20 protein-coding genes are annotated in these 22,271 nt (G+C 63.3%); 12 read left to right on the forward strand and 8 right to left on the reverse strand.

The window, feature by feature from the left end; translation table 11 throughout:
* Positions 1-32 precede the first annotated feature (32 nt).
* The 3 genes from V1290_RS28145 (at position 33) to V1290_RS28155 (ending at position 2,577) form a co-directional block, all read left to right on the forward strand.
* Complete coding sequence (locus V1290_RS28145; protein WP_334367387.1) at positions 33-1,088, forward strand: glycosyltransferase family 4 protein; 1,056 nt, start codon at positions 33-35, stop codon at positions 1,086-1,088.
* A 60-nt stretch (positions 1,089-1,148) separates the two neighbouring features.
* Positions 1,149-1,838, forward strand: a complete 690-nt coding sequence (locus V1290_RS28150) for a class I SAM-dependent methyltransferase (RefSeq protein ID WP_065749648.1) — start codon at positions 1,149-1,151, stop codon at positions 1,836-1,838.
* A 121-nt stretch (positions 1,839-1,959) separates the two neighbouring features.
* Complete coding sequence (locus tag V1290_RS28155; RefSeq protein ID WP_334367388.1) at positions 1,960-2,577, forward strand: hypothetical protein; 618 nt, start codon at positions 1,960-1,962, stop codon at positions 2,575-2,577.
* Positions 2,578-2,935: 358 nt separating this feature from the next.
* Here the strand turns inward: V1290_RS28155 and V1290_RS28160 are convergent, their stop codons facing one another.
* Positions 2,936-4,600, reverse strand: a complete 1,665-nt coding sequence (locus V1290_RS28160; protein ID WP_334367389.1) for an aminotransferase class III-fold pyridoxal phosphate-dependent enzyme — start codon at positions 4,598-4,600, stop codon at positions 2,936-2,938.
* A gap of 34 nt (positions 4,601-4,634) precedes the next feature.
* On the opposite strand from V1290_RS28160, the gene asd reads away from it, so the two are divergent.
* Together asd and V1290_RS28170 are read left to right on the forward strand one after the other, a co-directional pair.
* Positions 4,635-5,504, forward strand: coding sequence for an archaetidylserine decarboxylase (gene asd, locus V1290_RS28165; protein WP_334369200.1), 870 nt, complete (start codon positions 4,635-4,637; stop codon positions 5,502-5,504).
* 68 nt (positions 5,505-5,572) lie between these two features.
* Complete coding sequence (locus tag V1290_RS28170; RefSeq protein WP_334367390.1) at positions 5,573-6,085, forward strand: NUDIX hydrolase; 513 nt, start codon at positions 5,573-5,575, stop codon at positions 6,083-6,085.
* 151 nt (positions 6,086-6,236) lie between these two features.
* On the opposite strand, the gene V1290_RS28175 is transcribed toward V1290_RS28170, so the two are convergent.
* Entirely contained in the window at positions 6,237-6,971 is a 735-nt protein-coding gene (locus tag V1290_RS28175) for a DUF2147 domain-containing protein (protein ID WP_334367391.1), read from the reverse strand.
* 187 nt (positions 6,972-7,158) lie between these two features.
* On the opposite strand from V1290_RS28175, the gene V1290_RS28180 reads away from it, so the two are divergent.
* Both V1290_RS28180 and V1290_RS28185 read left to right on the forward strand, forming a co-directional pair.
* Complete coding sequence (locus V1290_RS28180) at positions 7,159-7,968, forward strand: DUF2147 domain-containing protein (RefSeq protein WP_334367392.1); 810 nt, start codon at positions 7,159-7,161, stop codon at positions 7,966-7,968.
* Positions 7,969-8,321: 353 nt separating this feature from the next.
* Positions 8,322-9,587: an extensin-like domain-containing protein gene (locus tag V1290_RS28185; RefSeq protein ID WP_334367393.1), complete on the forward strand. Its 1,266-nt coding sequence runs from the start codon at positions 8,322-8,324 to the stop codon at positions 9,585-9,587.
* Positions 9,588-9,651: 64 nt separating this feature from the next.
* On the opposite strand, the gene V1290_RS28190 is transcribed toward V1290_RS28185, so the two are convergent.
* Positions 9,652-10,053 (reverse strand): type II toxin-antitoxin system VapC family toxin, encoded by a 402-nt coding sequence (locus V1290_RS28190; protein ID WP_334367394.1) that lies wholly within the window; start codon positions 10,051-10,053, stop codon positions 9,652-9,654.
* Positions 10,050-10,301, reverse strand: a complete 252-nt coding sequence (locus tag V1290_RS28195) for a type II toxin-antitoxin system VapB family antitoxin (RefSeq protein ID WP_334367395.1) — start codon at positions 10,299-10,301, stop codon at positions 10,050-10,052. The genes V1290_RS28190 and V1290_RS28195 overlap by 4 nt, the downstream gene beginning before the upstream one ends.
* Positions 10,302-10,332: 31 nt before the next feature.
* Here V1290_RS28195 and V1290_RS28200 point away from each other — a divergent pair, with 31 nt between their 5' ends.
* Positions 10,333-10,497, forward strand: coding sequence for a hypothetical protein (locus V1290_RS28200; protein ID WP_334367396.1), 165 nt, complete (start codon positions 10,333-10,335; stop codon positions 10,495-10,497).
* Positions 10,498-10,590: 93 nt separating this feature from the next.
* Positions 10,591-11,205: a hypothetical protein gene (locus V1290_RS28205; RefSeq protein ID WP_334367397.1), complete on the forward strand. Its 615-nt coding sequence runs from the start codon at positions 10,591-10,593 to the stop codon at positions 11,203-11,205.
* 37 nt (positions 11,206-11,242) lie between these two features.
* On the opposite strand, the gene V1290_RS28210 is transcribed toward V1290_RS28205, so the two are convergent.
* Genes V1290_RS28210 through V1290_RS28220 form a run of 3 tightly spaced genes read right to left on the reverse strand, consistent with a single transcriptional unit; the run spans position 11,243 to position 15,506 of the window.
* Complete coding sequence (locus V1290_RS28210) at positions 11,243-12,166, reverse strand: FAD binding domain-containing protein (RefSeq protein WP_334367398.1); 924 nt, start codon at positions 12,164-12,166, stop codon at positions 11,243-11,245.
* Positions 12,163-14,853: a molybdopterin-dependent oxidoreductase gene (locus V1290_RS28215; protein WP_334367400.1), complete on the reverse strand. Its 2,691-nt coding sequence runs from the start codon at positions 14,851-14,853 to the stop codon at positions 12,163-12,165. Before V1290_RS28215 ends, V1290_RS28210 begins: the two co-directional genes overlap by 4 nt.
* A complete protein-coding gene (locus tag V1290_RS28220) occupies positions 14,850-15,506 on the reverse strand; it encodes a TetR/AcrR family transcriptional regulator (protein WP_334367401.1) in 657 nt (218 codons plus the stop codon). Before V1290_RS28220 ends, V1290_RS28215 begins: the two co-directional genes overlap by 4 nt.
* A gap of 516 nt (positions 15,507-16,022) precedes the next feature.
* On the opposite strand from V1290_RS28220, the gene V1290_RS28225 reads away from it, so the two are divergent.
* Positions 16,023-18,281, forward strand: a complete 2,259-nt coding sequence (locus V1290_RS28225; protein ID WP_334367402.1) for a TonB-dependent siderophore receptor — start codon at positions 16,023-16,025, stop codon at positions 18,279-18,281.
* A gap of 28 nt (positions 18,282-18,309) precedes the next feature.
* Here V1290_RS28225 and V1290_RS28230 read toward each other — a convergent pair whose 3' ends face one another.
* Positions 18,310-18,951: a TetR/AcrR family transcriptional regulator gene (locus V1290_RS28230; protein WP_334367403.1), complete on the reverse strand. Its 642-nt coding sequence runs from the start codon at positions 18,949-18,951 to the stop codon at positions 18,310-18,312.
* Positions 18,952-19,141: 190 nt separating this feature from the next.
* Between V1290_RS28230 and V1290_RS28235 the strand changes: the two genes are divergently transcribed.
* The gene (locus V1290_RS28235) at positions 19,142-20,440 is read left to right on the forward strand and encodes an HlyD family secretion protein (RefSeq protein ID WP_334367405.1); all 1,299 of its coding nucleotides are present in this window, start codon (positions 19,142-19,144) and stop codon (positions 20,438-20,440) included.
* Between the two features lie 50 nt (positions 20,441-20,490).
* Positions 20,491-22,074: a DHA2 family efflux MFS transporter permease subunit gene (locus V1290_RS28240; RefSeq protein WP_334367406.1), complete on the forward strand. Its 1,584-nt coding sequence runs from the start codon at positions 20,491-20,493 to the stop codon at positions 22,072-22,074.
* The last annotated feature ends 197 nt before the right edge of the window (positions 22,075-22,271 follow it).

A 22,271-nucleotide genomic window follows, 5' to 3' on the forward strand; every position in this document is an offset into this window, starting at 1 on the left:
GATTTGAGAATCATTAATCTCGGGTCCGGGACATGAAGATATTGATTGCGACCGATGCGTGGCATCCGCAGGTGAACGGTGTCGTCCGCACGCTGACGTCGCTGGCGCGCAGCGCCGCTGCGCTCGATGCCGATATCAGCTTCCTCACCCCGGACGGGTTTCCTTCCCTCGGCGTGCCGACCTATCCCGGCTTACGCGTCGCGCTGCCGAACCGGCGCGAGATCGCGCGACGGATCGAAGAGGCGGCGCCCGACGCGATCCATATCGCAACCGAGGGGCCGATCGGCTGGATGGTGCGCGCCTATTGCCGGCGCCGCAAGCTTTCGTTCACCACGTCCTATACGACGCGCTTTCCCGAATATATCGCCGTCCGCACCGGGCTGCCGGCCGCCGTCGGCTATGCGGTGCTGCGGCAGTTTCATGCCGCGTCTTCCACGGTCATGGTCGCCACCGACTCGCTGCGGCAGGAACTTACTGGGCGGGGCTTTCGGAAACTCGGCTTCTGGACGCGCGGCGTCGACACCGAATTGTTCAACCCGCATAATCCAGCGACGCTCGATCTGCCGCGGCCGATCTTCATGACGATGGGCCGCGTCGCGGTGGAGAAGAATCTCGATGCGTTTCTGTCGCTCGACCTGCCGGGATCGAAAGTGGTTGTCGGCGACGGACCGCAGAAGGCGCAGCTCGCGCAAAAATACCCTGACGCAATTTTCCTCGGTGAGAAGAAGGGCGCGGAGTTGACCGCGCATCTGGCCGCCGCCGACGTCTTCGTATTTCCGAGCCTTACCGACACGTTCGGCGTCGTGCAGCTTGAGGCATTGGCCTGCGGCACCCCGGTCGCGGCATTCCCGGTCACCGGGCCAAAGGACGTCATTGCCGATCATCCGATCGGCGCGCTCGACACCGATCTGCGCAGCGCGTGCTTGCGCGCGCTGCCGATGTCGCGCGAGGCCTGCCGGAATTTTGCGCTGGCGCGCTCTTGGGAAAACAGCGCGCGGCAGTTCCTCGGCAATCTGACCGCGCTGCAGCCGAGTCGCGTGTTGCGACCGGTGCGCCGGGCGCCTGCCGCGAGCGCCGTGCAGGGCTGAACCGAAAAGTTCGACCATCAACGCAAGTCATACGCGTGAGACGAGAAGGCAGAACCAACCATGGCAGACATCATCAAGCTTGACGGTACCAGATCCCTGGATTTCGACCGCGAAACGGTCGAGCAGGCCTACGATCGCTGGGCGCCGGTTTACGACCTCGTGTTCGGGGGCGTGTTCAGCAAGGGCCGCAAGGCGGCGATCCAGGCGACCAACAAGATCGGCGGCCGCGTGCTCGAGGTCGGCGTCGGCACCGGCATTTCGCTGCCGCTATACGCGCCGCATCTGCGCATCTTCGGCACCGACATTTCGGAAGCGATGCTGCAGAAGGCGAAGAAGCGCGTCGATGAACTCGGCCTGAAGAACGTCGAGGGCCTTGCCGTCATGGACGCCGAGAATCTCGAATTCCCCGACGATTGCTTCGACGTGGTGATGGCGCAGTATGTGGTCACTGCCGTGCCGAACCCCGAAAAAGCACTCGACGAATTCGCCCGCGTGCTGCGGCCGGGCGGCGAACTCATCATCCTCACCCGCGTCAGCGCCGATGCCGGCATGCGCCGCTTCATCGAGCAGCGGCTGCAGCCGGTGGTGCGTCCGCTCGGCTTCCGCACCGCCGAATTCGCCTGGTCGCGCTATGCGCAATGGCTGGCGGGCGCGCGCGGCATGGAGCTGGCGGAGCGCCGCCTGGTGCCGCCGCTCGGTCACTTCTCGCTGGTGCGCTTTCGGAAAATCGACGTCGCCGCGGCTGCCTGACGTGCCCTGATCTCCGTTGCGCCATCGCGCCGCTGCGAACTGTCACATGTCATTATCATGATGTCACATGCCGGACATCGAATCTCAGTAGACCCGATCCCATCGCAATTTGGGGGAGAACATGATCAAGAACTTTCTGCAGGAACTGCGTACCCAGCGCTGGGACGACCATCGCTACTATCACCACAGCCGCATCAACCAGTCGCTGCACTTCGTCAGCGCGGCGAGCTTCCTGTTCGCCTACGCGATGCTGTTCTTCGATCCCGTGGTTTCGGCGCTGGTCGGCTGGCTGGTCTCGATGACGACGCGGCAGGCCGGCCACTTCTTCTTCGAGCCGCGCGGCTACGACCACGTCAACCAGGCAACCCACGAGCACAAGGAAGAGATCAAGGTCGGCTACAATCTGCAGCGCAAGGTCGTGCTGATGACGATCTGGGCGCTGTCGCCGCTGGTCTTGTATCTCGACCCGACCTTGTTCGGCCTGTTCACGCCCTGGACGTCGCCTGCGGACTTCATGCGGCAGGTCGCCAAGATCTGGCTTGCGGTCGGCATCGGCGGGCTGTTGTTCCGCACTGTCCATCTGTTTTTCATCCGCGACGTCGAGACCGGTCTGGTCTGGATGACCAAGATCCTCACCGACCCCTTCAGCGACCTGAAGCTGTACTACAAGGCGCCGCTGGCTCTCATGAAGGGCGAGCTGATCGATCCGGGTCTGGAGAAGCACGTCAAGCACGCGTGATTGTCGCGGCTTGATCCAGCGAGGCGTCATGGCCGGGCTTGTCCCGGCCATCCACGTTCTTGGGCACCAGCAATCTGCAATGTCAGTAGCAAGAAAGACGTGGATGGCCGGGACAAGCCCGGCCATGACGAAAGAGTCGATTGATATGCTACGAACTCTCAGCCCGTCATTGCGAGCGAAGCGACTCGTCCGCCGTAGCTTTAGCGAAGGCGGAAGCAATCCATCTCTCCGCGCGGGGATACATGGATTGCTTCGTCGCGGAGCCTGTCATCGGGCGGCGCTTCGCGCCGACCCGTTGGCTCCTCGCAATGACGAGAGTGGTCAAGATCAGGCGATGATGGCAGACGGAAGCGCGTTCCTAGCGCCGAAGCCTCTTGGCGAGCATCTCCCGCAGAATCCGCCGCTTGATATCCTTGTTCGTCAGCGAGCCATCATGCCACCACCAGCCGTCGCGCTTCATCTTCTCGCTGGCCGCGATAAATCGGTCGACCACCTCAGCGAAATCCGCATCCGTGTAGTTGAGGCTGAAGATCAGCCGGCCGGTGCCGACCCAGCTCAGCGCCAGCCCTTCGGCGCGCAGGTAGTATTGCAGCATCCAGTTGTAGCGGGACGGCTCGGTATATTGCACCGTCCAGATCGAGGAGATGTTGCTGACGCGGACCGGCAGATCCTGCGCGGCCAGCCGCTCGTTCAGCGCCTTGGCGCGGCCGTTCCAGGTCTCGTCGAGCCCCTGGTAGACGGCATTGAAATTCGGGCTGGCGAGGCGGCTGAGGAATTCGTCCATCGCCGTCATCACGTAAGGGTGCGAATTGAAGGTGCCGCGGGCAAAGCAGACGTCGGCGGGGCGATCGTCGCGGAAGCGCCGCATCAAGTCCTTGGCGCCGCAGACCACGCCGACCGGCAAGCCGCCGGCGAGGCTCTTGCCGTAGGTGACCATATCGGCGCGCACGCCGAAATATTCCTGGGCGCCGCCGGCGGCGAGGCGGAAGCCGACAAAGACTTCGTCGAAGATCAAGACGATGCCGCGTTGGGTGCAAACCTCGCGCAATTTCTTCAGCCAGTCGGTATAGGCCGCGCGGTCGAACGCGCCTTTTCGCGAACTGTCGACGAGTGCGGAATCGCCCGGCGCGTTGGCGTTCGGATGCAGCGCCTGCAAGGGATTGACCAGCACGCAGGCGATGTCCTTGCGCGTGCGCAGCACATGCAGCGTGCGCTCCGACATGTCGGCGAGCGTATAGGTCTCGTGCGGCGAAACCGGATTGCCGACGCCGGGCTGCACGTCGCCCCACCAGCCGTGATAGGCGCCGGCAAAGCGAACCAGATGCGAGCGTTTGGTGTGATAGCGCGCCAGTCGCACCGCCTGCATGACGGCCTCGGTGCCGGACATGTGGAACGAGACTTCGTCGAGGCCGGAAATCTCGCACAGCCGGCGGACGTTGTCGGTGATGACGGGGTGATAGGGGCCGAGCACAGGACCCAGCGCGCGGGCGCGCTTTTCGGCTTCCGTGATGCACTCCTTGTAGAAGTCGTTGCCGAAAATGTTGACGCCGTAGGAGCCGGTCAGGTCGTAGAAGATGTTGCCGTCGACATCGGTGACGGTGACGCCGGCGGAAGACTGCATGAAGGCGCCGGTGCCGAGATTTTCGCGCACCAGCCGGCTGTACTGGAACGGGACGCGGTAGGTTTCCGTAAACTGCAGGTCGGAGATGTGCGTCGCGGCCTCGGCCGTCATCTGCCGGCCCTTGGCGTAGCGCTCCTCATAGAGGCAGGCGAGCCGGAAGAAGGCGTCCTGCCGCTGCATGGCGACATCGCTGGGCGCGCCGTCGGAAGCGAAGAAATTATCGATATCGAATTCGTAATGCGGCACCAGCCGCGCGACCATCTTGGACATTTTGGAATGCCCGGTCAGCGAGCGGTGCTTTGCGCGCGACAGCGCCAGCCGCGCCTGCAATTTGGGGAACACTGCCGCGGCGCCAGCAACCGCAGCGGCGGACAGCGAAAGAATCGGAAGGGACGAATCCATGCCTGAAGCGCTAGCCAATCCTGCTGACAGATTGATGACAATCCGGCGCCTGATCGCCCGCTTCACCCAACAGGAGGACCTCAATTTCCTTCTGACCAACCGCATCCCGCGGGCGGCGCTGACCCGCTTCATGGGCTGGTTCAGCAAGATCGAAAATCCGCTCGTGCGCGATTTCTCGATTGGCTGCTGGCGGCTGTTTTCCGATCTTGATCTGTCGGAAGCCAAGAAAACCGAATTCAAGAGCCTGCACGATTGCTTTACGCGCGAGCTGCGCCCGGGGCTGCGGCCGGCGGATCCCGACCCGCACGTCGTCGTCAGCCCGTCCGACGGCATCATCGGCGCGTTCGGCAAGATCGCCGATACCGAGCTGTTTCAGATCAAGGGCGCGCCTTACTCGCTGATCGACCTGCTCGGCGATCCCGCGCTGGTCGAGCAGCATCGCAACGGCCGCTTCCTGACGCTCAGGCTGACGTCGAGCATGTATCACCGCTTTCACGCGCCGTATGACGCCACGATCAAGAGGGTGACATTTATCCACGGCGATGTCTGGAACGTCAATCCGATCGCGCTGAAACGGGTCGAGCGTCTGTTCTGCAAGAACGAGCGCGCCGTGCTGCAGGCGCGGTTGCCATCGGGCGAGGCGCTGACGCTGGTACCGGTTGCAGCCATTCTCGTCGCCAGCATCCGCCTGCATTTCCTCGATGTCACACTCAACGCGCAGAGCAGGGGACCGGTGGACTTCGCCTGCCTTGCGCGGGTCAAGAAAGGCGACGAGCTCGGCTGGTTCGAGCACGGCTCGACCATCATCGTGCTGGCGCCGGAGAATTTCGAATTTTGCGACAACGTCGCGGAGGGCGGGCGCATCCGCGCCGGCGAACGACTGTTGCGAAAGCCGCAGGTTTAAGCTCGATTCTCGGAACTATTGTCTCTATATGCTCGCGGTCGCAGTTGCGAAAAAGCGGGAAGAGATAGATGGCGAGAGCGCCTGTCATGGCGGCAGGAGGAATCGTGTTGCGGCAGGCGGAGCCGCCGCTGATCGCCGTGGTGCGCCTGCGCAAGCGCAATGAATGGGTCTTGCCGAAGGGCAAGCTCGACGACGGCGAGACGCCGCGCGCCGCTGCCGAACGCGAGGTGATGGAAGAAACCGGGCACGACGTTGCCGTGCATGAATTTCTGGGTACGCTGGCCTATGAATCGCGCGGCGGCGCCAAGGTGGTGCATTACTGGCGCATGGAGGCGGGTGATCTGCCCACGCGCACACCGATGCGCGACGTGAAGGCGGTGGACTGGCTGCCGCTCGCCGACGCCGTCAAACGGCTGTCGCGCGGCTATGAGCGCGCGTTTCTGGAAAATGTCGGGCCGATCGCAATGGCAGCGGCGAATGGTGTGGAAGGCGTAGCGTTGCCGATGTCGGTGCACCCTGTCGAGGTGCCCCAAGCCCAGCGTGTGGGCTTTCTTCAAAATCTGCTTCGGTTATTCCGCTAACTAGTGTCCCGGGCGCGATGCAGCACGCCGGCGCTGCGTCGCAGAACCGGGACCCACATTGCGCGGCTGGGAATGATAGGCCCCAGCTCTGCGGGGCACCGCTGCGTGGCGCACCGCGTCAGGGAATGACGAGAGTGGTTGGCGATTGTACTCAGCTCACGCGTTTCCAGGTCTGGCCGCCGCAGAACATGCCTCCGAAGGCGCAGCCCTGGACGCGCAGTGAGCTGGTGCCCTTCAGCGCGATCGTCGAGTCGTAGTTGCGGCCGCTGTCGGGATCATGAATCCGGCCGGTCCACTTGCTGCCCTGCGGCTTCATGTTGATCAGGATCCTTTCCCCGGTGTTGACGGAATAGCCGCACAGGTTGGCGCCGCATTGCTCGATGCGCACGTTGCCCTTGTTCTCTTCCGTCGCCCAGACGCCGATCGGCGAGTCGGCAGCGGGCGCTGCGGCCTCGGCCGGTTGCGGTGCAGGCGCGGCGGCGGCCGGGGCGGGCGGCGGAGGCGGAGCGGGCGGTGCTTCGGTTTGTGCCGGCGTCGCGGCCGCGACGGTGGTTTGAGCGGGCGCAGGCGTTGCAGTTGGTGCCGCGGGAGCCGCAGGCTGCGGCGCGGCGGCCTGGGCGGGTGCAGGAGCGGGTGCCGCGGGTTTGGCCGGCGCGGTCGCGACGACCTCATCGTCGTCCTTGCTCTTCGAGCCCAAGCCCTTGAGGTCGATGTTGCCGAGCGTGCCGTTATAGCCGGGCGCGGTAATCTTGATGCAGGAAATGGCGTTGCAGCTGCGCGGCGATTCGACACGAATGCGCTCGCCGTTGATCTGGAGGGTAATGCCGCCCGCATGCGCCGAGGTGGTGGCCATCAACAATGCGGCGAGGACGTACAGCTTCTTCATGAGAGCCTCCTGAGCGGCCTGTGAGCGGGTGGCGGTGAATGTGGCCGGACCCTACGCGGGCACAGGGATAAGCTCTGTGATGCAGGTCACGAAGCATCAGGCAGCGCCGAAGCGGCTCGGTGATTCAAATCACATCCGGTCAAGGTTCCCCGCGACTAGTTTTCCGCATCGCTCGCGGGAGGCTTCGATGAAACAGCTTTGTTTTCTCGCCGTGCTGATGCTGCTTGGTTCTTCAGCCCATGCCGGCGCGATTTCATTCAAGATCGGCAGCCATCGGGTGCACATCGAATCCTCCAGGCATTGCCGTTCGACGTCCTGTGCCTCGATGTCGGTCTCCAGAAGCCTCAACTGGCGCCACAAACGCGACCGCCATGAAGAGGACCGCGACCGGGCCATGCCGGCGAAGCCTGCACCACAGACGGTTTCGCCGCCTGTGCCGCCATCGGAGCCGCCCAAGGCCATCGCCGCGCCCCCGCCGGCCGTCTACACCCCGGCCGCATCGATGACGCAAATCGTCGCGGCGCCACTGCCGCCTGCGCCCCCGCCGGCTCAGCAGGTTTCGATTCCATTGCCGCTGCCGCCTGCGAAACCGGCCGAAACTGTCCAGCCTGCGCTACAGGCTGAACGCGTCTCGCGTCAGGCCGAGGATGAACCTTCGGATTCGCCGATCGGCGACTGGCAAACCGAGGGCAAGGGAAGGGTGCGGATCGGAAAATGCGGCAGTGCGCTGTGCGGCTATGTGCTCAATTCATCCTCGAACGAGAAGGGTGAGGCGATTCTGATCAACATGAAGCCGAAGACGGAAAGGCAATGGACCGGCGGCGTCTACAGCCAGGACAGCGGCGAGACGTATTACGGCACGATGTCGATGAAGAGGGTCGATACGCTTCGCGTCGAGGCCTGCGCGTTTCTCCGCTTCTACTGCTCCCGTAACAATTGGAGCCGCATCATGCGCCGCGCTGACAGCCTGGTGATGGTGTCCGAGCCGCGCTCATGAATGGCTCGCGAAAACGCCCGGTGACTTGGCCACCGGGCGTTCGGATCCATTGACTGGACGGGAAGTCTAGAACACGCCAAGCACAATCGCGGCGACGAAGGCGAATGAAACATACGCGGCTACAACGCCAAGTCTGCTGACGAGAGGACTTACGAAATCCATTGGGAAGGCTCCCTGGGTTCACGTCTGCCCGCACCTAACACTTAAGGTTAGCAAAACGTTCCCGGCCCAAAAAGTCAGCGCCGCTGTCCATCCAGGGCTCTCGACGGCCGGAAGCCCCGGCAACGTGGTAAAAAAATCGTTAAATCAACATGTTGAAGAGTCTTTAAATAAATTGGTTGAACGTGCGCGGGATGACGCGCGGAGTTCGTTTGTATCTCGTCGGCTCCTTCGTCCTCGTCTCGCTAGCGGGTTGTGGCCGCGGATTTTTTCAGTCCGCCGAGCGCGAACCGTGGCGTACCGAGGCTGAGATCGCTTGCCTGAAGTCCGGCGCGGTCAAAGAGAGCCCGGAGCTCGTCCGGATCGATCCGATCTCCGGTCCCGGCGTGTGCGGCGCGGAATATCCGCTGAAAGTGGCGGCGCTCGGCGAAAACAACACCTCTTTCGGCTTTGCCGACGAAAGCCTGCGGCCGCCCACCAATATCGGTAATCAGCCGCGCTGGCCGATCGCGCGCGCCCCGGCAGCGGCTCCGTCCCAAGGAAACTATTCCGGAAACTATTCCGGGAACTCTTCTGGGAGCTATTCTGGAAACTATCCGGATCCGGCGCCGCGCCAGCCGAACTATGCTGCGTCGTCGAACGGTCCGATCTCGCTCTCTGCACCGGGTGTTGCCTCGCAGCAGGATGATATCGATCTGCCGCCCGAAGGCGTGCCGACGCCACACGGCGGCGGCTATGCGGCGCCACCGTCCTATCCACCGCGGGACCGTTATACCGCGCCGTCTCCTGCGCGGTATCCGCCGCCATCCTATCCGCCATCGCCGGCCGCGCCGCGGCTCGGGCCTCCGCAAGGCAATTCCGTCAGCGCCTTCGGTCAGGTCTCGATGAAGCCGGCGGCGACGCTGGCGTGTCCGATCGTCTCCGCGCTCGACCGCTGGCTCACCGATTCCGTGCAGCCGGCGGCGATGCGCTGGTTCGGCGTGCGCGTCGTCGAGATCAAGCAGATCTCGGCCTATTCCTGCCGCGGCATGAACGGCAATCCGCATGCGCATATTTCCGAGCACGCGTTCGGCAACGCGCTCGACATCGCAGCCTTCACGCTCGCCGACGGCAGGCGCATCACGGTCAAGGGCGGCTGGCGCGGCGTGCCGGAAGAGCAGGGCTTTCTGCGCGACGTGCAGGCGGCCGCCTGCCAGCAGTTCAACACCGTGCTGGCGCCGGGCTCCAACTCCCACCACGAGGATCACATTCACGTCGACCTGATGCGCCGTCCCTCGCGCCGCACCATCTGTCAACCCGCCGCAGTATCGGGCGAGCAGGTCGCCGCGCGCGCCCAGCGTAACCCTTACGCGTCACGCGATCCGTATTCGACGGGATCGCTCGGAGCCAAGAAATCGATCTCGCGCTGGTTCAGGGGCAACAGCAAGGTCAATGAGGAAGACGAGTACGAGGATCATTAGAATTCGTCGCGTGCAGGAGCGATTTTCCGCTCTGGCTTCGATGGACGAAGACGGACGCGGCTAGCTAGACAATACGAATATCCGTCAATCGAAAATCGTTTCCCTTGCAAAGCAAGGGAACATTCATTTCCTTTGCCAGGGCGTATGAGAAGCAGTCTCCGTAGTTCAATGCTGCAGCATGGCCGGTGCCTTTTCCGAACCGTACGTGGGCTGAGCGGGCCGCACGCGCCTGTTCCTGCGTTACCGGTTCGATCCGGATTCCCGCCGCTTCAATGAAGTCATCCAGCCATCGCTCCGCCTTGTCCGGAGCGACCTTCTTCAGTCCGCGCAGCACAATCGAAGTCTCTACGACGTTGGCGGACGACATGATTGGATCATCGTCGGTAGCGATGCATCGAGCATAATGCGAGGCTTCATCTTCCTGCCGGAAGATCGCAACGATTGCAGAGCTATCAATGACGATCACGTTGGCAGGCCGTTTTCGTCGTATCCAAGAATCTCTTCAGGGCTTCGTCCACTGTCGGGTAAGGCCGCATATCGGCTGCCTATCTTCATCAGCCGTGCGGCGACATTGTCGGTGTTGCGCCGTCGACGCTCGCGAGCCAAACGTTCACGCAACGCCACGGTTACAGCCGATGTAAGGTTCTCGCCCGTGAGCTGAGCCAATTCGGTAGCCAGCTTATGTGCTTCATCGTTCTTGATGTTCAGGTGCATAGCCGCCGCCTCATGCTGATGGTAGAAATATATGGAAATTCTACCATTAGCGCAAGGGGCCCGCGAAATCTACGGCATGGATGGGAAAGTGCTGCCGAATGTCGGCAAGATTTTCCGGTGCGGTGCCCCTTCCGAGAAAGAAGACGCCAGCCTTATCAATCGTTTCCACGCTGGCATGGTGATTGCTTTCCCCTGAAACTACCAAGGGAAAGGTGTATCCGTGATTACGAGTACAGCCAATGCCGGGAGCTATTTGCGCCTCGCGCAAGCATCTCCATCGAGGACGACATTGACGCCGGCAGATGCGTTGCCTGTGGCTGGTGCAGAAGCAAGCACGGCAGCAGGAAATGCGAAGCCAGGAATTCCAGTTTCAGCCGTCAAGGCGCTCGACATCTCGGGACTGAAGATCATCTCGGTCCAGGACAACCCCGAGCTTCGCGACCTGATGGCGACGAGTTGGCTAAGGATGCAAGCCGCTAACTCGACCATTGCAACTGACGTGCCCGATAATGCCCCGCAAAACATCTATGCGACCGTCAAGGTCAACGGCAAGGTCGTTGCGACCCTCTACAACGGCGGCCCCTCGGCGATGACGAACGAGGCCGCAGGAAAGGTTGGAGATCTGCAAGATCCTCCCGGCTTGAATGGCGGTCCCGATTTGGCGCAATGGCGTGCGGAGCGTATCGCAAAGGCTGTGGGCGGCACGGTCGAGAAGGCGTCCACCGCGATCGCGCAATCTGCATGGAAACCACGTCAGACGACGTCGACAGACCATACCCGCGCGCAACTGGATGCGGCCTTCGAAGCAATGATGGCGGAACGACAGACGGCCATCGCGCAGCGGTCTGCGGGCTATTCAACTCCCCACGAATCCTCCGGCGGTTATACGGACTTCAATGCCTGAGGCTCCTCAATCCGTCATAAATGAGCGCATGCCCAAATTACCCAGCCAGCCGCTCCAGCAGATCCTGCACGACGCCCTTCAGCAGATCGAGTTTGTATCCTGTCATCGGCAACGGCTTTGCACCTGACGTCGCTCGTTCTGCGGCAACGGCAATCGCTGCTACATTGGCCCGCTTCCCCTGCACCGCTGCTTCCGCAGCCGCAAGCCGCAGCGGCACCGGGGCGATGCCGCCGGCGGCCAGGCGGACGAACTGGAAGGCGCCGTCCTTTACCACGGCGCGGGCGCAGACTTCGACCAGCGGCCATTCGGCATGGGTGCGGCTGATCGCGCGCTTGTAGAGCGCGCGCTCGCCTTGCAGCGGCGAGGGAAGTGCGACGCTCCTAATCATCTCGCCCGGCTGCAGCGCGTTGTCGGCGGTACCGTTGGAGCCGTCGCCGAGGAGGTCTCCCATTGTCAGGGAGCTCCGCTGGTCGGTCATCACTTTCGCATCATACGCAAGCAGTGCCGCGGCCATGGTCGAGGGATGCGGCGCCACGCAGGGGCCGAGGTCGAACGCGACGTGGTAGAGATGATTGCCGGACCGCGCGGGACAATCCGGTCCGCCCTTCCTGAGACAGGCGATGTGCGGATTGCGAAAATACCAGCAGCGCGAACGTTGCGCGAGATTGCCGCCGAGGGTGGCGAAGTGACGGACCTGCGGCGTCGCCAAGCCTTGCGCGGATGCGGCGATGCCCGGATACGCCGCGGCGAGGCGTGCATCGGCCGCGATGGCGGCAATGGTGGTGAAGGCGCCGAGGCGCACACTGCCATCGGTGTCCCAATGCATCCCGATCATGTCGGGTGCGGCGGCAATATCGATCAACGGCCCCGTCGAGACGCCGCTGCGGCGCCGCTCGGAGAGGTCGGTGCCGGCGGCGCGGAATTCGCCGGCTTGCGTGGCGGTCAGGGCTGTCGGTGTCATGCGGCGGCCCTCCCTTTGAGCGCGGCGACGAGACGGTCGGGGCGGATCGGCAGTTCGGTCAGCCGAACGCCGGTCGCGTGGTGAATGGCATTGGCGACCGCGGGCGAGGTCGGCACGGTTGCGACCTCGCCGATGCCGACACTGCCGCCGAGCACATGATCGAATCCGCGCTGGTCGAAATGCACGTCGATGATGGGCGTGTCCGCGATCCCGGGAATACGATAGTCCTCCATGCCGCCGCTAAGCACGTCGCCGGTGCGGGAGTCGACCTCGCGGGCTTCATAGAGCGCGTAGCCGATGCCTTGAATGACGGCGCCAGTGGCCTGGCTTCGCGCCAGCGCCGGCGCCACGATCTTGCCGACCGCGATGCCGGTATGAACGTTGACGACGCTGACATGGCCGAGCCAGGTATCGATTTCGACTTCGACAACCTGCACCGAGCTCGGCACGCCGGCACCGATCGCAAGATTGGAAAAGCGCCGCATCATCCAGCCGAAGATCCACCCCATGAAGCCGGCCTGCTTGAGCGGCGACTGGATGCCCGGCGCCATCTGCCTGGAGTCTTCCGGCCGCACACCTGATGCGGAGAGGTCGGGCGAGGCCGCCAGCATTTCGCGCCATGGCGCGTTGGAGCCGGGGACCGGTCGCCGTTTTGCGTTCTGCTGGATCGCGGCTTTCAACTGCTCGATGGCGAGCAGCATCGGTGGGATCACCGAAGCCGTGACCCGGCTGCCTCCCGAGCCCGGCCCTTCCGGCAGCTTTGAATCGCCGATCCGGACCTCGACCTCATGCGGCTCCAGCCCGAACTCGCGTGCGAGCGTATTGGCGATCACGGTGCGGGTGCCGGTGCCGATATCCTGCGTCGCCGTACTCGCGATCAGGCGTCCGCCCTTCACGGCTACTTCGACCTTCGAGCCAGGCTGCCACAGATAGAGCCAGTAGCCGGTGGCGACGCCGACGCCGCGGCGATAACGGCCGCTTTGCGCGGCGACCGGCTTCCGGTTGCGCCAGACGTCAAGGTTTGAGGCCCAATCGTACAGCCGCTGACGGTTAGGATCGGGATCCCAGCGTTTGCGCAGCGCAATCGGATCAATATTCATGCGCACCGCCGCTTCATCGATCGCCTGCTCCAGCGCAAACGCCATCGGCGGCCCGCCGGGGCCGCGGAAGGGAGCGCCGGCCGGCAAATTGCTGATGACGTCGAAATCGGCGAGCTCCTTTCCTTCCGCCGGATAAATCAGGCGCGCCAGTGCCGCGATGGTTGAATTGGTTGCAGCTCCTGTATCGGCATAAGCGGCGAACGAGAGCGCTTTCAATTCGCCCTGGTCGGACGGCAGCAGCGCGATCTTCATCTCCGCGGCCGGTCGATAGCCGGTGACCGAAAGCTCTTCGTGCCGATCGTAGGCGACGCGCACCGGCGCCTTGGCCTCGCGCGCCAGTTCGATCGCGGTGGTGGTTTCCACGCCAAGCGCAGCCTTCGAACCAAAGCCGCCGCCGACATGGTCGGCAATCACGCGCACCTTGTCGCGGTCGAGCTTGTAGCGCTTGGCGATCAGCTCCATGAGGTGAAATACCGCCTGCGTCGAGACATGCACGGTGAGTCGATCGCCGTCGAAACGCGCGACCGCCGCATGCGGCTCGAGGCAGGCATGCTGTTGCGTGCCGGTGCGGAAGGTGCCCTCCACCAGCAGCGGGTTGTTCGCGGAGCGCGCGCTGTCGATCCAGCTTCGCACCTTCTTCGGCTTCTTGGAGAACGCCGCCGAGGGACCGCGGATGTTGCCTTTCCAGGAAGCCGGCGCACCGCCGCCTTCGGAGACGTTGCCGGCCTTCTTGCGCGTGGATTTTTCGAACACGACGGGCGCATCGGCCCTGCGCGCTTCATCGAGCCCGATCACCGACGGCAGGCGTTCGCTTACGAGCTTGATGGCAGCGATGGCGGCCAGCGCCGTCTTGCGATCTCTGGCCGCGATCGCCGCGATCGGGTCGCCGACGAAGCGGACGATGCGGTCGTCGCCGAGCAGCGAGATCGCTGCGCTTATACCCGGCATGGCGCGCACGGCGGTGAGATCGAGCTCACCGATGCGCGCATGCGCGAACGGCGAGCGCAGGATTACGCCTTCGAGCTGGCCGTCATGATGGATGTCGACGGTATACTTCGCCGACCCCGTCACCTTGTCGTGCGCTTCCATACGCGGCGGAACGAACTCCTCGCCGTCGAAGCGGCCGGCGCAGGCATCCGCCACGGCACGAAAGATTCCGTCATAGGCGCCGCAGCGGCAGAGATGCCCCGACAGGGCCGCGCCGATTTCCTCGCGCGAGGGCGGCGCCGTTCCCTTGGCCGCACGCCAGGAATCATGAAACGCCGCGGCCTCGACGATGAAGCCCGGCGTGCAGAAGCCGCATTGCAGGGCGTCGTGCGCCATGAAGGCCTTCTGTACCGGGTGAAGTTTTTCCGCGCCGATGCCTTCGACCGTGGTCACGTTTCTATCCGCGGCGGTGCGCGCCGGCATCAGGCAACTCACGGCGGGCTCACCGTCGACCAGCACGGTGCAGGCGCCGCAGACGCCGGCCCCGCAGACAAGCTTGGTGCCGGTGAGGTCGAGCGCGTCGCGCACGACGTCGACCAGCAGCGCATCGGGATCGTCGGGGAGGGAAGCGAGCTTGCCGTTGATCGTCATGGTGCTCATCTGCGATCTCCAGGTTTGCGGGCGGATTTCTTGACTGGCTTCTGCTTGGCCGTGCGCGGTTTCGCCGGGCCGAGGGCGCCGGCGATCAGCGTGCGCAGCATGATTTCCAGATCCTTCAGGAAGGCATCGGCCGGCTGCATCGCGGGGTAGGCGGATTTGGTGCCGTTGACCGCCATCTCCACGCATCGCGCAAGCTCGCGCGGCGTCATGCCGGCGTGGAGAACGAGGCCCTGCTTGCGGCAAACGCGTGTGATCGTCGCGGCGAGCTGATCCGCATAGGCGGCTGCATATTTCTGATAGAGGTCGCGCGCCTGCAGGAGATGTTCGGAGAACAATTCCTCGACATGCGGCGAGCCGTCGAGCGAAGCGGCCAATTGCCCGAGCTTAGCGGAGACCGATGCGACGAGAATATCGGCGAGGCTGCCGCCTTGCTTCTCGGCGGCGCCGGCCGCGGCGATTTCGGCGGCGAGCGCTTCCTCATGCAGCCGTTCGATGACGGCGCGAAACAGCGCTTCCTTGGATTTGAAATGATGGTAGAGCGCCTGCCGCGTCAGCCCGGCGGCGTCCGCCGCCTGTTCGATTGAGGAGCGCCGAAAACCGTGCCGGCGAAACACCAGCATCGCGGCATCGAGAATGCGGGTACGGGCGCTCATTTGACGATTTTGACAAAAATAGGAGAAGTGTCAAATGACGAGATCGCGAACGGGGATCGGTACCGCGACGGCCAGCGTGATGTCACTGATAGGATGGCACTTTATGGGTCCGGCAGTCGTACGGTCCCCTTATGGATCTCATTCCAGCCTCGCCGAAGAGCAGCCGTCGATTGCAGTTTTGGTTTCCGGGGGATTTGTTTCTTCCCGGTTCCTTACCAATCTCCGCTGCGCCGTCGGTCGCTTTCGGATGGTCTTTCGGGCATTGGTCCAGCAATCGATCTCTTGTCGTTACGGGCTCCACCATGCGCGCGTAATCACGCGTCGCGCGCCACTACAACTGTCGCGCGTTCATTTAGATCAATACCAATTCTAATTTCGGTTTGATGATCGCCAGTCGAACCCGTTTGGAGAAATACTAATTCTAAACGCGTGATTGACGCGCCGTGTATCCTTCGCGCACTTCATCGCTGTGGTCACGCTTGTTACTGGTCCCGCGCAAAGCGATGAGGACTGGAAATGATTGCAAGTTTGAAGACCGCGGGATGGCTCGGCGCCGCGCTGCCGATGCTCGCCGCGATGATCGATGTGACGCCGGCGGAAGCGCAATCGTCCGCGCGAGAATTGCCGGCCGTCGTGGTCGACCAGCCCTCACGTCCGCCGGCCGCGCGCTCGCGTCCCGCGCCGAGACGGCAAGCCGTGTCCGCGGCGAGCCGTCGCACCGCCCAGCGGGGGTCGGTGACTTCAGATGCCGCAGCGGCCGCAGGCGCACGCGCGGAAACGGGGACTGGTCCGGTGCGCGGCTATCTCGCCAACCAGAGCGGCACCGGCACCAAGACCGACACGCCGCTGCGTGAAACGCCGCAATCGATCACGGTGGTCACTGCGGACCGCGTCACCGACCAGGGCGCGCTCACGGTGCAGGAATCGCTGCGCTACGTGCCCGGCGTGTTCGCCGACGCCTATGGCCCAGATTCGCGCGGCGACTATCCGCGCGTTCGTGGCCAGGATCCCAACATCTATCTCGATGGCACCCGCATGGTGAACACCTTCACCTTCAACGAATGGCGGCCCGAACCCTACACGCTCTCGCGCATCGAGGTGCTGCGCGGGCCAGCGTCAGTGCTGTATGGCGACACCTCGACGGCCGGCCTGTTAAACCTGATCTCGAAGCGCCCGCAGGCGGAAAGCTTCAACGAGATCGGCGTGCAATATGGCAGCTTCAACCGCAAGCAGGTGCAGCTCGACTCGACGGGCAAGCTGACCAAGGACGGCGAGTGGCTGTACCGCTTCATCGGCGTGCTCCGCGACAGCAATACGCAGAGCGATTTCGTCAAGGACGACCGCATCGTGCTGGCCCCGTCGCTGACCTGGCGGCCGACGAACAACACCAACTGGACCGTGCTCGGCACCTATCAGAAGGACAAGACCGGTTCGTCCACGGCGTTCCTGCCGCATGAGGGCACGTTGTATCCCGGCCCCAATGGATTGATTCCGGTGCGGCGTTTCGCCGGCGAGCCGGGCTTCGACAAATACCAGACCGAGACAGGCGCGATCTCGAGCCTGTTCGAGCACAGCTTTGGCGATGGGCTGAAGATACGCCAGAACATGCGCTATGCCCATGTCGAGGGTATCTACCGGTCGACGTGGCCGGATTTGAATTTCGTTGATCCGAGCAATCCGGATTTCCCGTTTCTCGATTCCAGCAGACGCACCGTGGCACGCAGCGTATGGAGTCGCGAGACGGTCAAGGATAGCCTGACGTCGGACAGCAATGCCGAGTTGAAATTGCTCACCGGGCCGGTTGCGCACAAGCTGCTGTTCGGCGTCGACTACCGCGAGCTCAGGGAGCGCGCGCAATCCGGCTTCGCCACCGACCCCACGCCATTCGATCTCTACGCTCCGGTTTACAGCGGCGTGACCGCTCCGGCGATGTCGCCCGAGCCGGATCTGCGGCAAACCCAACTCGGGCTTTATGCGCAGGACCAGATGCGGCTAGGGCCATGGCTGGCCATCGTCGGACTGCGCCAGGACTACGTCACCAGCGACGTCGTGGGATCGCCGGTGGAAAACACCAAGGCAACCACCGGCCGCGCCGGGCTGATGTATGAGCTGCCGTTCGGCCTGACGCCGTATGTCTCCTACGCGCAGTCGTTCAATCCGAACTTCGGCAGCGGCGTATGTGTCGGTGTTTGCGTAGCCTCGCGCGGTGAGCAAGTGGAGCTCGGCTTCAAGTACAATCCGTTCGCAGGTACTGCTATCAATGGCGCTGTCTTCGACACCACCGAGAAGAACCGGCTGGCAAGCGATCCCGCTGGCTCTCCGTTCTCGGTCCAGACCGGCAAGATCCGGATTCGCGGCGCCGAACTCGAGGTGATCAGCCGCGTGACGCCAGACCTCGATCTGATCGGCGCCTATTCCTACCTCGATGCCCGGGTGGAAAGCGGGGACAATATCGGCAAGCGGGTCGAAACCGTTCCCGATCATCAGGCCTCGCTATGGGCAAAATACCGTCTCACCGCACTCGGCCTGCCGGGCCTGACTGTCGGCGGCGGCGTGCGCTACATCGGCGAGTCCTGGGACGGCAAAGACATCATCCGCACGCCCGATTACACGCTGTTCGACGCGATGATCCGCTACGAAACCGGGCCATGGCGGTTTCAGGTCAACGCCAGCAACCTTGCCGACAAGCGCCATGTCACGACCTGCCTGGCGCGCGGCGACTGCTTTTTCGGCATCGGCCGCACCGTGCTGGGAAGCGCGACGTACAAGTTCTAAGGCATGAACCTGAAAGGGGAGGCCGGTCTTACCCCGGCTTCGCCCGATAGGTCGCCAGAAACATCCGTGTTGCGCTGTCGACCACGCGCGCGATGCGCTCCGCCGACGGCGCCGGCTCGGCCTGAAACACGAACGGCAGAAACAGCGTCGCCTGGCACATCTGCAGGAACTGCGCGGCGGCGAGGCCGCAATCGTCGATCGCAAGATCGTTCGACCGGACATGCGACTGCAGATACTCAGAGAGGCGCCTGATCGTCTTTGCCAGGACGTTCTCGTAGAACTGGCGTCCGACCTCCGGCATCCGTTCGGCGATTGCCATTACCGTGCGGATCGACGAACCGCCGCCCGGCCGGCAGATCGAACCGATATAGGTTCGGCCGAATTCGCTCAGCGTGGTTTCGACATCGCGTTTGGGATCGAGATTGTATTCAATCTTGCTTTTTTCGAGCGCTTCGTCCTCGACGATGGCCTCGAACAGCCGGTTCTTGTCGGCGAAGTAAACGTAAAGCGTGCCTTTGGAGACGCCAGCCGACCGCGCGATCTCGTTCATGCTGGCCCCATCAAAGCCCAGATCCATGAACACCTGCCGCGCGCCGTCCAAAATCTGGCGGCGCTTCGAACTCTCCTCCTCGCCTAACGGATGAAGCGTGTTTGCTGTGGATGCAATCATTGGTTTATCTTCTCGCGAAGGAATTCAACCCGGGATATAGTGGGAAGTCTCTTCTCGCTTTATGGTCGGTATGGTAGCAATCTAACTTGACCGAACCGTTCGGTCAATGATATTTTGGATTAAGGACATCAATGCGGCCGGTTTCGTGGCCTCATGCATCGCGACATTTTGAAATGGGGAGGCCTCGTTAATGGCCGCAGCGAGAGACCAGGCCGCACGCGTCGTTCGCGCCGAACCGGACGGGGCTCAGGACGAAGCCGCGCCTGACGCCGGCCCTCAGTTCGCCGATCAGTTGCGGACTCACGTCGCGGACGAAGCCAGGCGTCGTCCCGCGGAGCCGCCCGGCGCTCCCGCAGCTGAAAAGCCAGCCGCGGCGTCCGTCGATGCACCGGCGGCGAAACCGGGCAAGCGCAAGTTCGTCATGATCGGCGCGCTCGGCTTGCTCGCGCTGGCCGCGATCGGTTACGCCGTCTACTTCGTCCTGGTCGGGCGCTTCTATGTCTCGACGGACGACGCTTACGTTCGCGCCAACAACACCACGCTGGGCGCCCGGGTATCGGGCCATGTCGCGGCTATCCTGCCCCGCGACAACTCGCTCGTTCGCGCCGGCGACGTGATCTTCAGGATCGACGATGGCGACTATAGCATCGCGGTGGAAGCCGCGCGCAGCAAGATCGCGACCCAGCAGGCGACCATCGACCGCATCGGCCGTCAGGTCACGGCGCTGGAAAGCGCCGTCGAGCAGACCAGGGCGCAGCTCGCTTCCGCGGAAGCGGCGATGAAGCGTGCCGGTCTCGACTTCGATCGCCAGCAGACGTTGAGCACCAAGGGCTTTGCCTCACGCGCCGCCTTTGAGGTTTCCGAAGCCAGTCGGGACCAGAGCCTCGCCGCGGTGAAATCGGCGCAGGCCGCCTATGACGCCGCGCGCGACAATGTCGAGGTGACGAAGGCGCAGCAGGCCGAGGCCCGCGCGCAGCTTGCGGAGTTGCAGACCCAGCTTGCCAAGGCGGAGCGCGACCTTGCATTCACCTCGGTGCGCGCGCCCGTCGACGGCACCTTCTCCAATCGCCTCGTCAATGCCGGCGATTTCATCCAGGCCGGGCAGCGGCTCGCCAATGTGGTGCCGCTCAACGACGTCTTCATCGACGCCAACTACAAGGAAACCCAGCTCAAGCGCATCCGTCCCGGCCAGCCGGTGAAGATCTCGGTCGACGCCTACGGTCACCGCAAGTTCGCCGGCGTCGTCGACAGCATTTCACCGGCGGCGGGATCGGTGTTCACCTTGCTGCCACCGGACAACGCCACCGGCAATTTCACCAAGATCGTACAGCGGCTGCCGGTTCGTATTCGCGTGCCGAAGGAAGTCGCGAAGCAGAACCTGCTGCGCGCCGGCATGTCGGTCTACACCACCGTCGACACCCGTGAGGGCGCAGCCGACGCCGACAGCGAGGCCGACCTCGATGCGCCCGGGATGGTTCAACCGCAGTAATTATTCTTGAAGCCCCCGGGCGAAAGCCCGGCGCCTGTGCCGAGCTGATCATGGCCGACGCCACCACCGCATCGCCCTCGCTGATGAACACAGCAGCCGACGAGCGCATCCCCCCGCGACGGCTGTTTGCGTTTCTCTTCATGGTGTTCGGGATGTTCATGTCGATCCTGGACATCCAGGTCGTCTCGGCGTCGCTGCAGCAGATACAAGCCGGCCTTTCGGCCAGTTCCAGCGAAGTGTCGTGGGTGCAGACCTCGTACCTGATCGCCGAGGTGATCGCGATCCCGCTGTCCGGCTTCCTGTCGCGTGCGTTCGGCACACGTCTTCTGTTTGCGATTTCCGCTTCCGGCTTCACCGTCGCAAGCTTGTTCTGCGGTTTTGCCTCGACCATCGAGCAGATGATCGTGTGGCGCGCGATCCAGGGATTTTTGGGCGCGGGCATGATCCCGACCGTGTTCGCATCCGCCTATACGGTGTTCCCGCGTTCGAAAATCCATATCGTCGCTCCGATCATCGGCCTGGTCGCGACACTGGCGCCGACGATCGGGCCGACGGTCGGCGGTTTCATTACAGACACGATGTCGTGGCACTGGCTGTTCTTCATCAACATCGTTCCCGGCATCGCCATCACCCTCGGCGTGTGGGCGCTATGCGATTTTGACAAGCCGAATTTCGCGCTGCTCGAGCATTTCGACTGGTGGGGCCTGCTGTTCATGGCCGGCTTCCTCGGCACGCTCGAATATGTGCTGGAAGAGGGGCCGCAGTCGCAATGGCTGGAAGACACGTCGGTCGCGGTCTGCGCCGCGATCTGTGCGATCTCGGCGATCGCGTTCTTCTGGCGCGTGCTCAGCGTGCGAGAGCCGATTGTCGACCTCAGGACCTTCACCGACCGCAATTTCAGCCTCTGCTGCCTGATCTCGTTCTGCGTCGGCGTCGGCCTTTACGGCCTCACCTATATGTATCCGCGTTACCTCGCCGAAGTGCGCGGCTACAGCCCGATGATGATCGGTGAGACCATGTTCGTCTCTGGTATCGCCATGTTCCTCACCGCCCCGATCGTGGGGCGGCTGATGGCGAAATACGACGTGCGCTACCTGATCGCGATCGGTCTGGTGCTGTTCGCGCTCGGCTCGTACCAGATGACCTGGATGACGAAAGAGTATGATTTCTACGAATTGCTGCTGCCGCAGATTTTGCGTGGAGCCGGCTTGATGCTGGTGATCGTGCCGACCAACACGATCGCGCTCGGCACGCTGGCGCCGGAGCGGGTGAAGAACGCCTCGGGCCTGTTCAACCTGACGCGCAATCTCGGCGGCGCGGTGGGCTTGGCCGTCATCAACCAGGTGCTGAACGAGCGCACCGACCTGCACATCTCGCGGCTCCACGACCGCGTCACCTGGGGCAACGCCGCCGCGGTCGATACCCTCAACATGTTCACCCAGCGCCTGCAGGGCATGGGCGATTCCGCGCTGATGGCGATGAAGCAATTGTCGCAGATCGTGCACCGCCAGGCCGTGGTGATGGGCTATGGCGACGCCTTCTTCATGCTGGCCGTGTTCTATTTCGTCCTGAGCCTGCTGGTGATGGTTCTGAACAAGCCTTCTGCAGCGGCGCTTGGCGGCGACGCGCATTAAAAGGCGGTGTGACAACGCCGTTCACGCTCATGTCATGTTGCAAATCACCCGCGATGCATTTATAAGCTGCGCATTGTCGCTCGAACCGGGGAGATTTGCATGATTTCGATGTATTCGCAGATCGCGCCCTCCTGTCCGATGCTCGCGCTGGTTTTTCGGTCGCGTCGCTGAGCGCGATCTCCGCCGGCCCTGATCGG

It is taken from the genome of Bradyrhizobium sp. AZCC 1578 (genome assembly GCF_036924675.1).
Taxonomy (GTDB): domain Bacteria; phylum Pseudomonadota; class Alphaproteobacteria; order Rhizobiales; family Xanthobacteraceae; genus Bradyrhizobium.

What these genes read in the sequence shown, in the direction of transcription:
- V1290_RS28185 (WP_334367393.1), top strand. Translation starts at nt 8,322, where the DNA reads ATGACGCGCGGAGTTCGTTTGTATCTCGTCGGCTCCTTCGTCCTCGTC.
- asd (WP_334369200.1), top strand. Translation starts at nt 4,635, where the DNA reads ATGACAATCCGGCGCCTGATCGCCCGCTTCACCCAACAGGAGGACCTC.
- V1290_RS28220 (WP_334367401.1), bottom strand. Translation starts at nt 15,506, where the DNA reads ATGAGCGCCCGTACCCGCATTCTCGATGCCGCGATGCTGGTGTTTCGC.
- V1290_RS28180 (WP_334367392.1), top strand. Translation starts at nt 7,159, where the DNA reads ATGAAACAGCTTTGTTTTCTCGCCGTGCTGATGCTGCTTGGTTCTTCA.
- V1290_RS28195 (WP_334367395.1), bottom strand. Translation starts at nt 10,301, where the DNA reads ATGCACCTGAACATCAAGAACGATGAAGCACATAAGCTGGCTACCGAA.
- V1290_RS28150 (WP_065749648.1), top strand. Translation starts at nt 1,149, where the DNA reads ATGGCAGACATCATCAAGCTTGACGGTACCAGATCCCTGGATTTCGAC.
- V1290_RS28230 (WP_334367403.1), bottom strand. Translation starts at nt 18,951, where the DNA reads ATGATTGCATCCACAGCAAACACGCTTCATCCGTTAGGCGAGGAGGAG.
- V1290_RS28215 (WP_334367400.1), bottom strand. Translation starts at nt 14,853, where the DNA reads ATGAGCACCATGACGATCAACGGCAAGCTCGCTTCCCTCCCCGACGAT.
- V1290_RS28175 (WP_334367391.1), bottom strand. Translation starts at nt 6,971, where the DNA reads ATGAAGAAGCTGTACGTCCTCGCCGCATTGTTGATGGCCACCACCTCG.
- V1290_RS28145 (WP_334367387.1), top strand. Translation starts at nt 33, where the DNA reads ATGAAGATATTGATTGCGACCGATGCGTGGCATCCGCAGGTGAACGGT.
- V1290_RS28235 (WP_334367405.1), top strand. Translation starts at nt 19,142, where the DNA reads ATGGCCGCAGCGAGAGACCAGGCCGCACGCGTCGTTCGCGCCGAACCG.
- V1290_RS28200 (WP_334367396.1), top strand. Translation starts at nt 10,333, where the DNA reads ATGGAAATTCTACCATTAGCGCAAGGGGCCCGCGAAATCTACGGCATG.
- V1290_RS28170 (WP_334367390.1), top strand. Translation starts at nt 5,573, where the DNA reads ATGGCGAGAGCGCCTGTCATGGCGGCAGGAGGAATCGTGTTGCGGCAG.
- V1290_RS28155 (WP_334367388.1), top strand. Translation starts at nt 1,960, where the DNA reads ATGATCAAGAACTTTCTGCAGGAACTGCGTACCCAGCGCTGGGACGAC.
- V1290_RS28210 (WP_334367398.1), bottom strand. Translation starts at nt 12,166, where the DNA reads ATGACACCGACAGCCCTGACCGCCACGCAAGCCGGCGAATTCCGCGCC.
- V1290_RS28240 (WP_334367406.1), top strand. Translation starts at nt 20,491, where the DNA reads ATGGCCGACGCCACCACCGCATCGCCCTCGCTGATGAACACAGCAGCC.
- V1290_RS28225 (WP_334367402.1), top strand. Translation starts at nt 16,023, where the DNA reads ATGATTGCAAGTTTGAAGACCGCGGGATGGCTCGGCGCCGCGCTGCCG.
- V1290_RS28160 (WP_334367389.1), bottom strand. Translation starts at nt 4,600, where the DNA reads ATGGATTCGTCCCTTCCGATTCTTTCGCTGTCCGCCGCTGCGGTTGCT.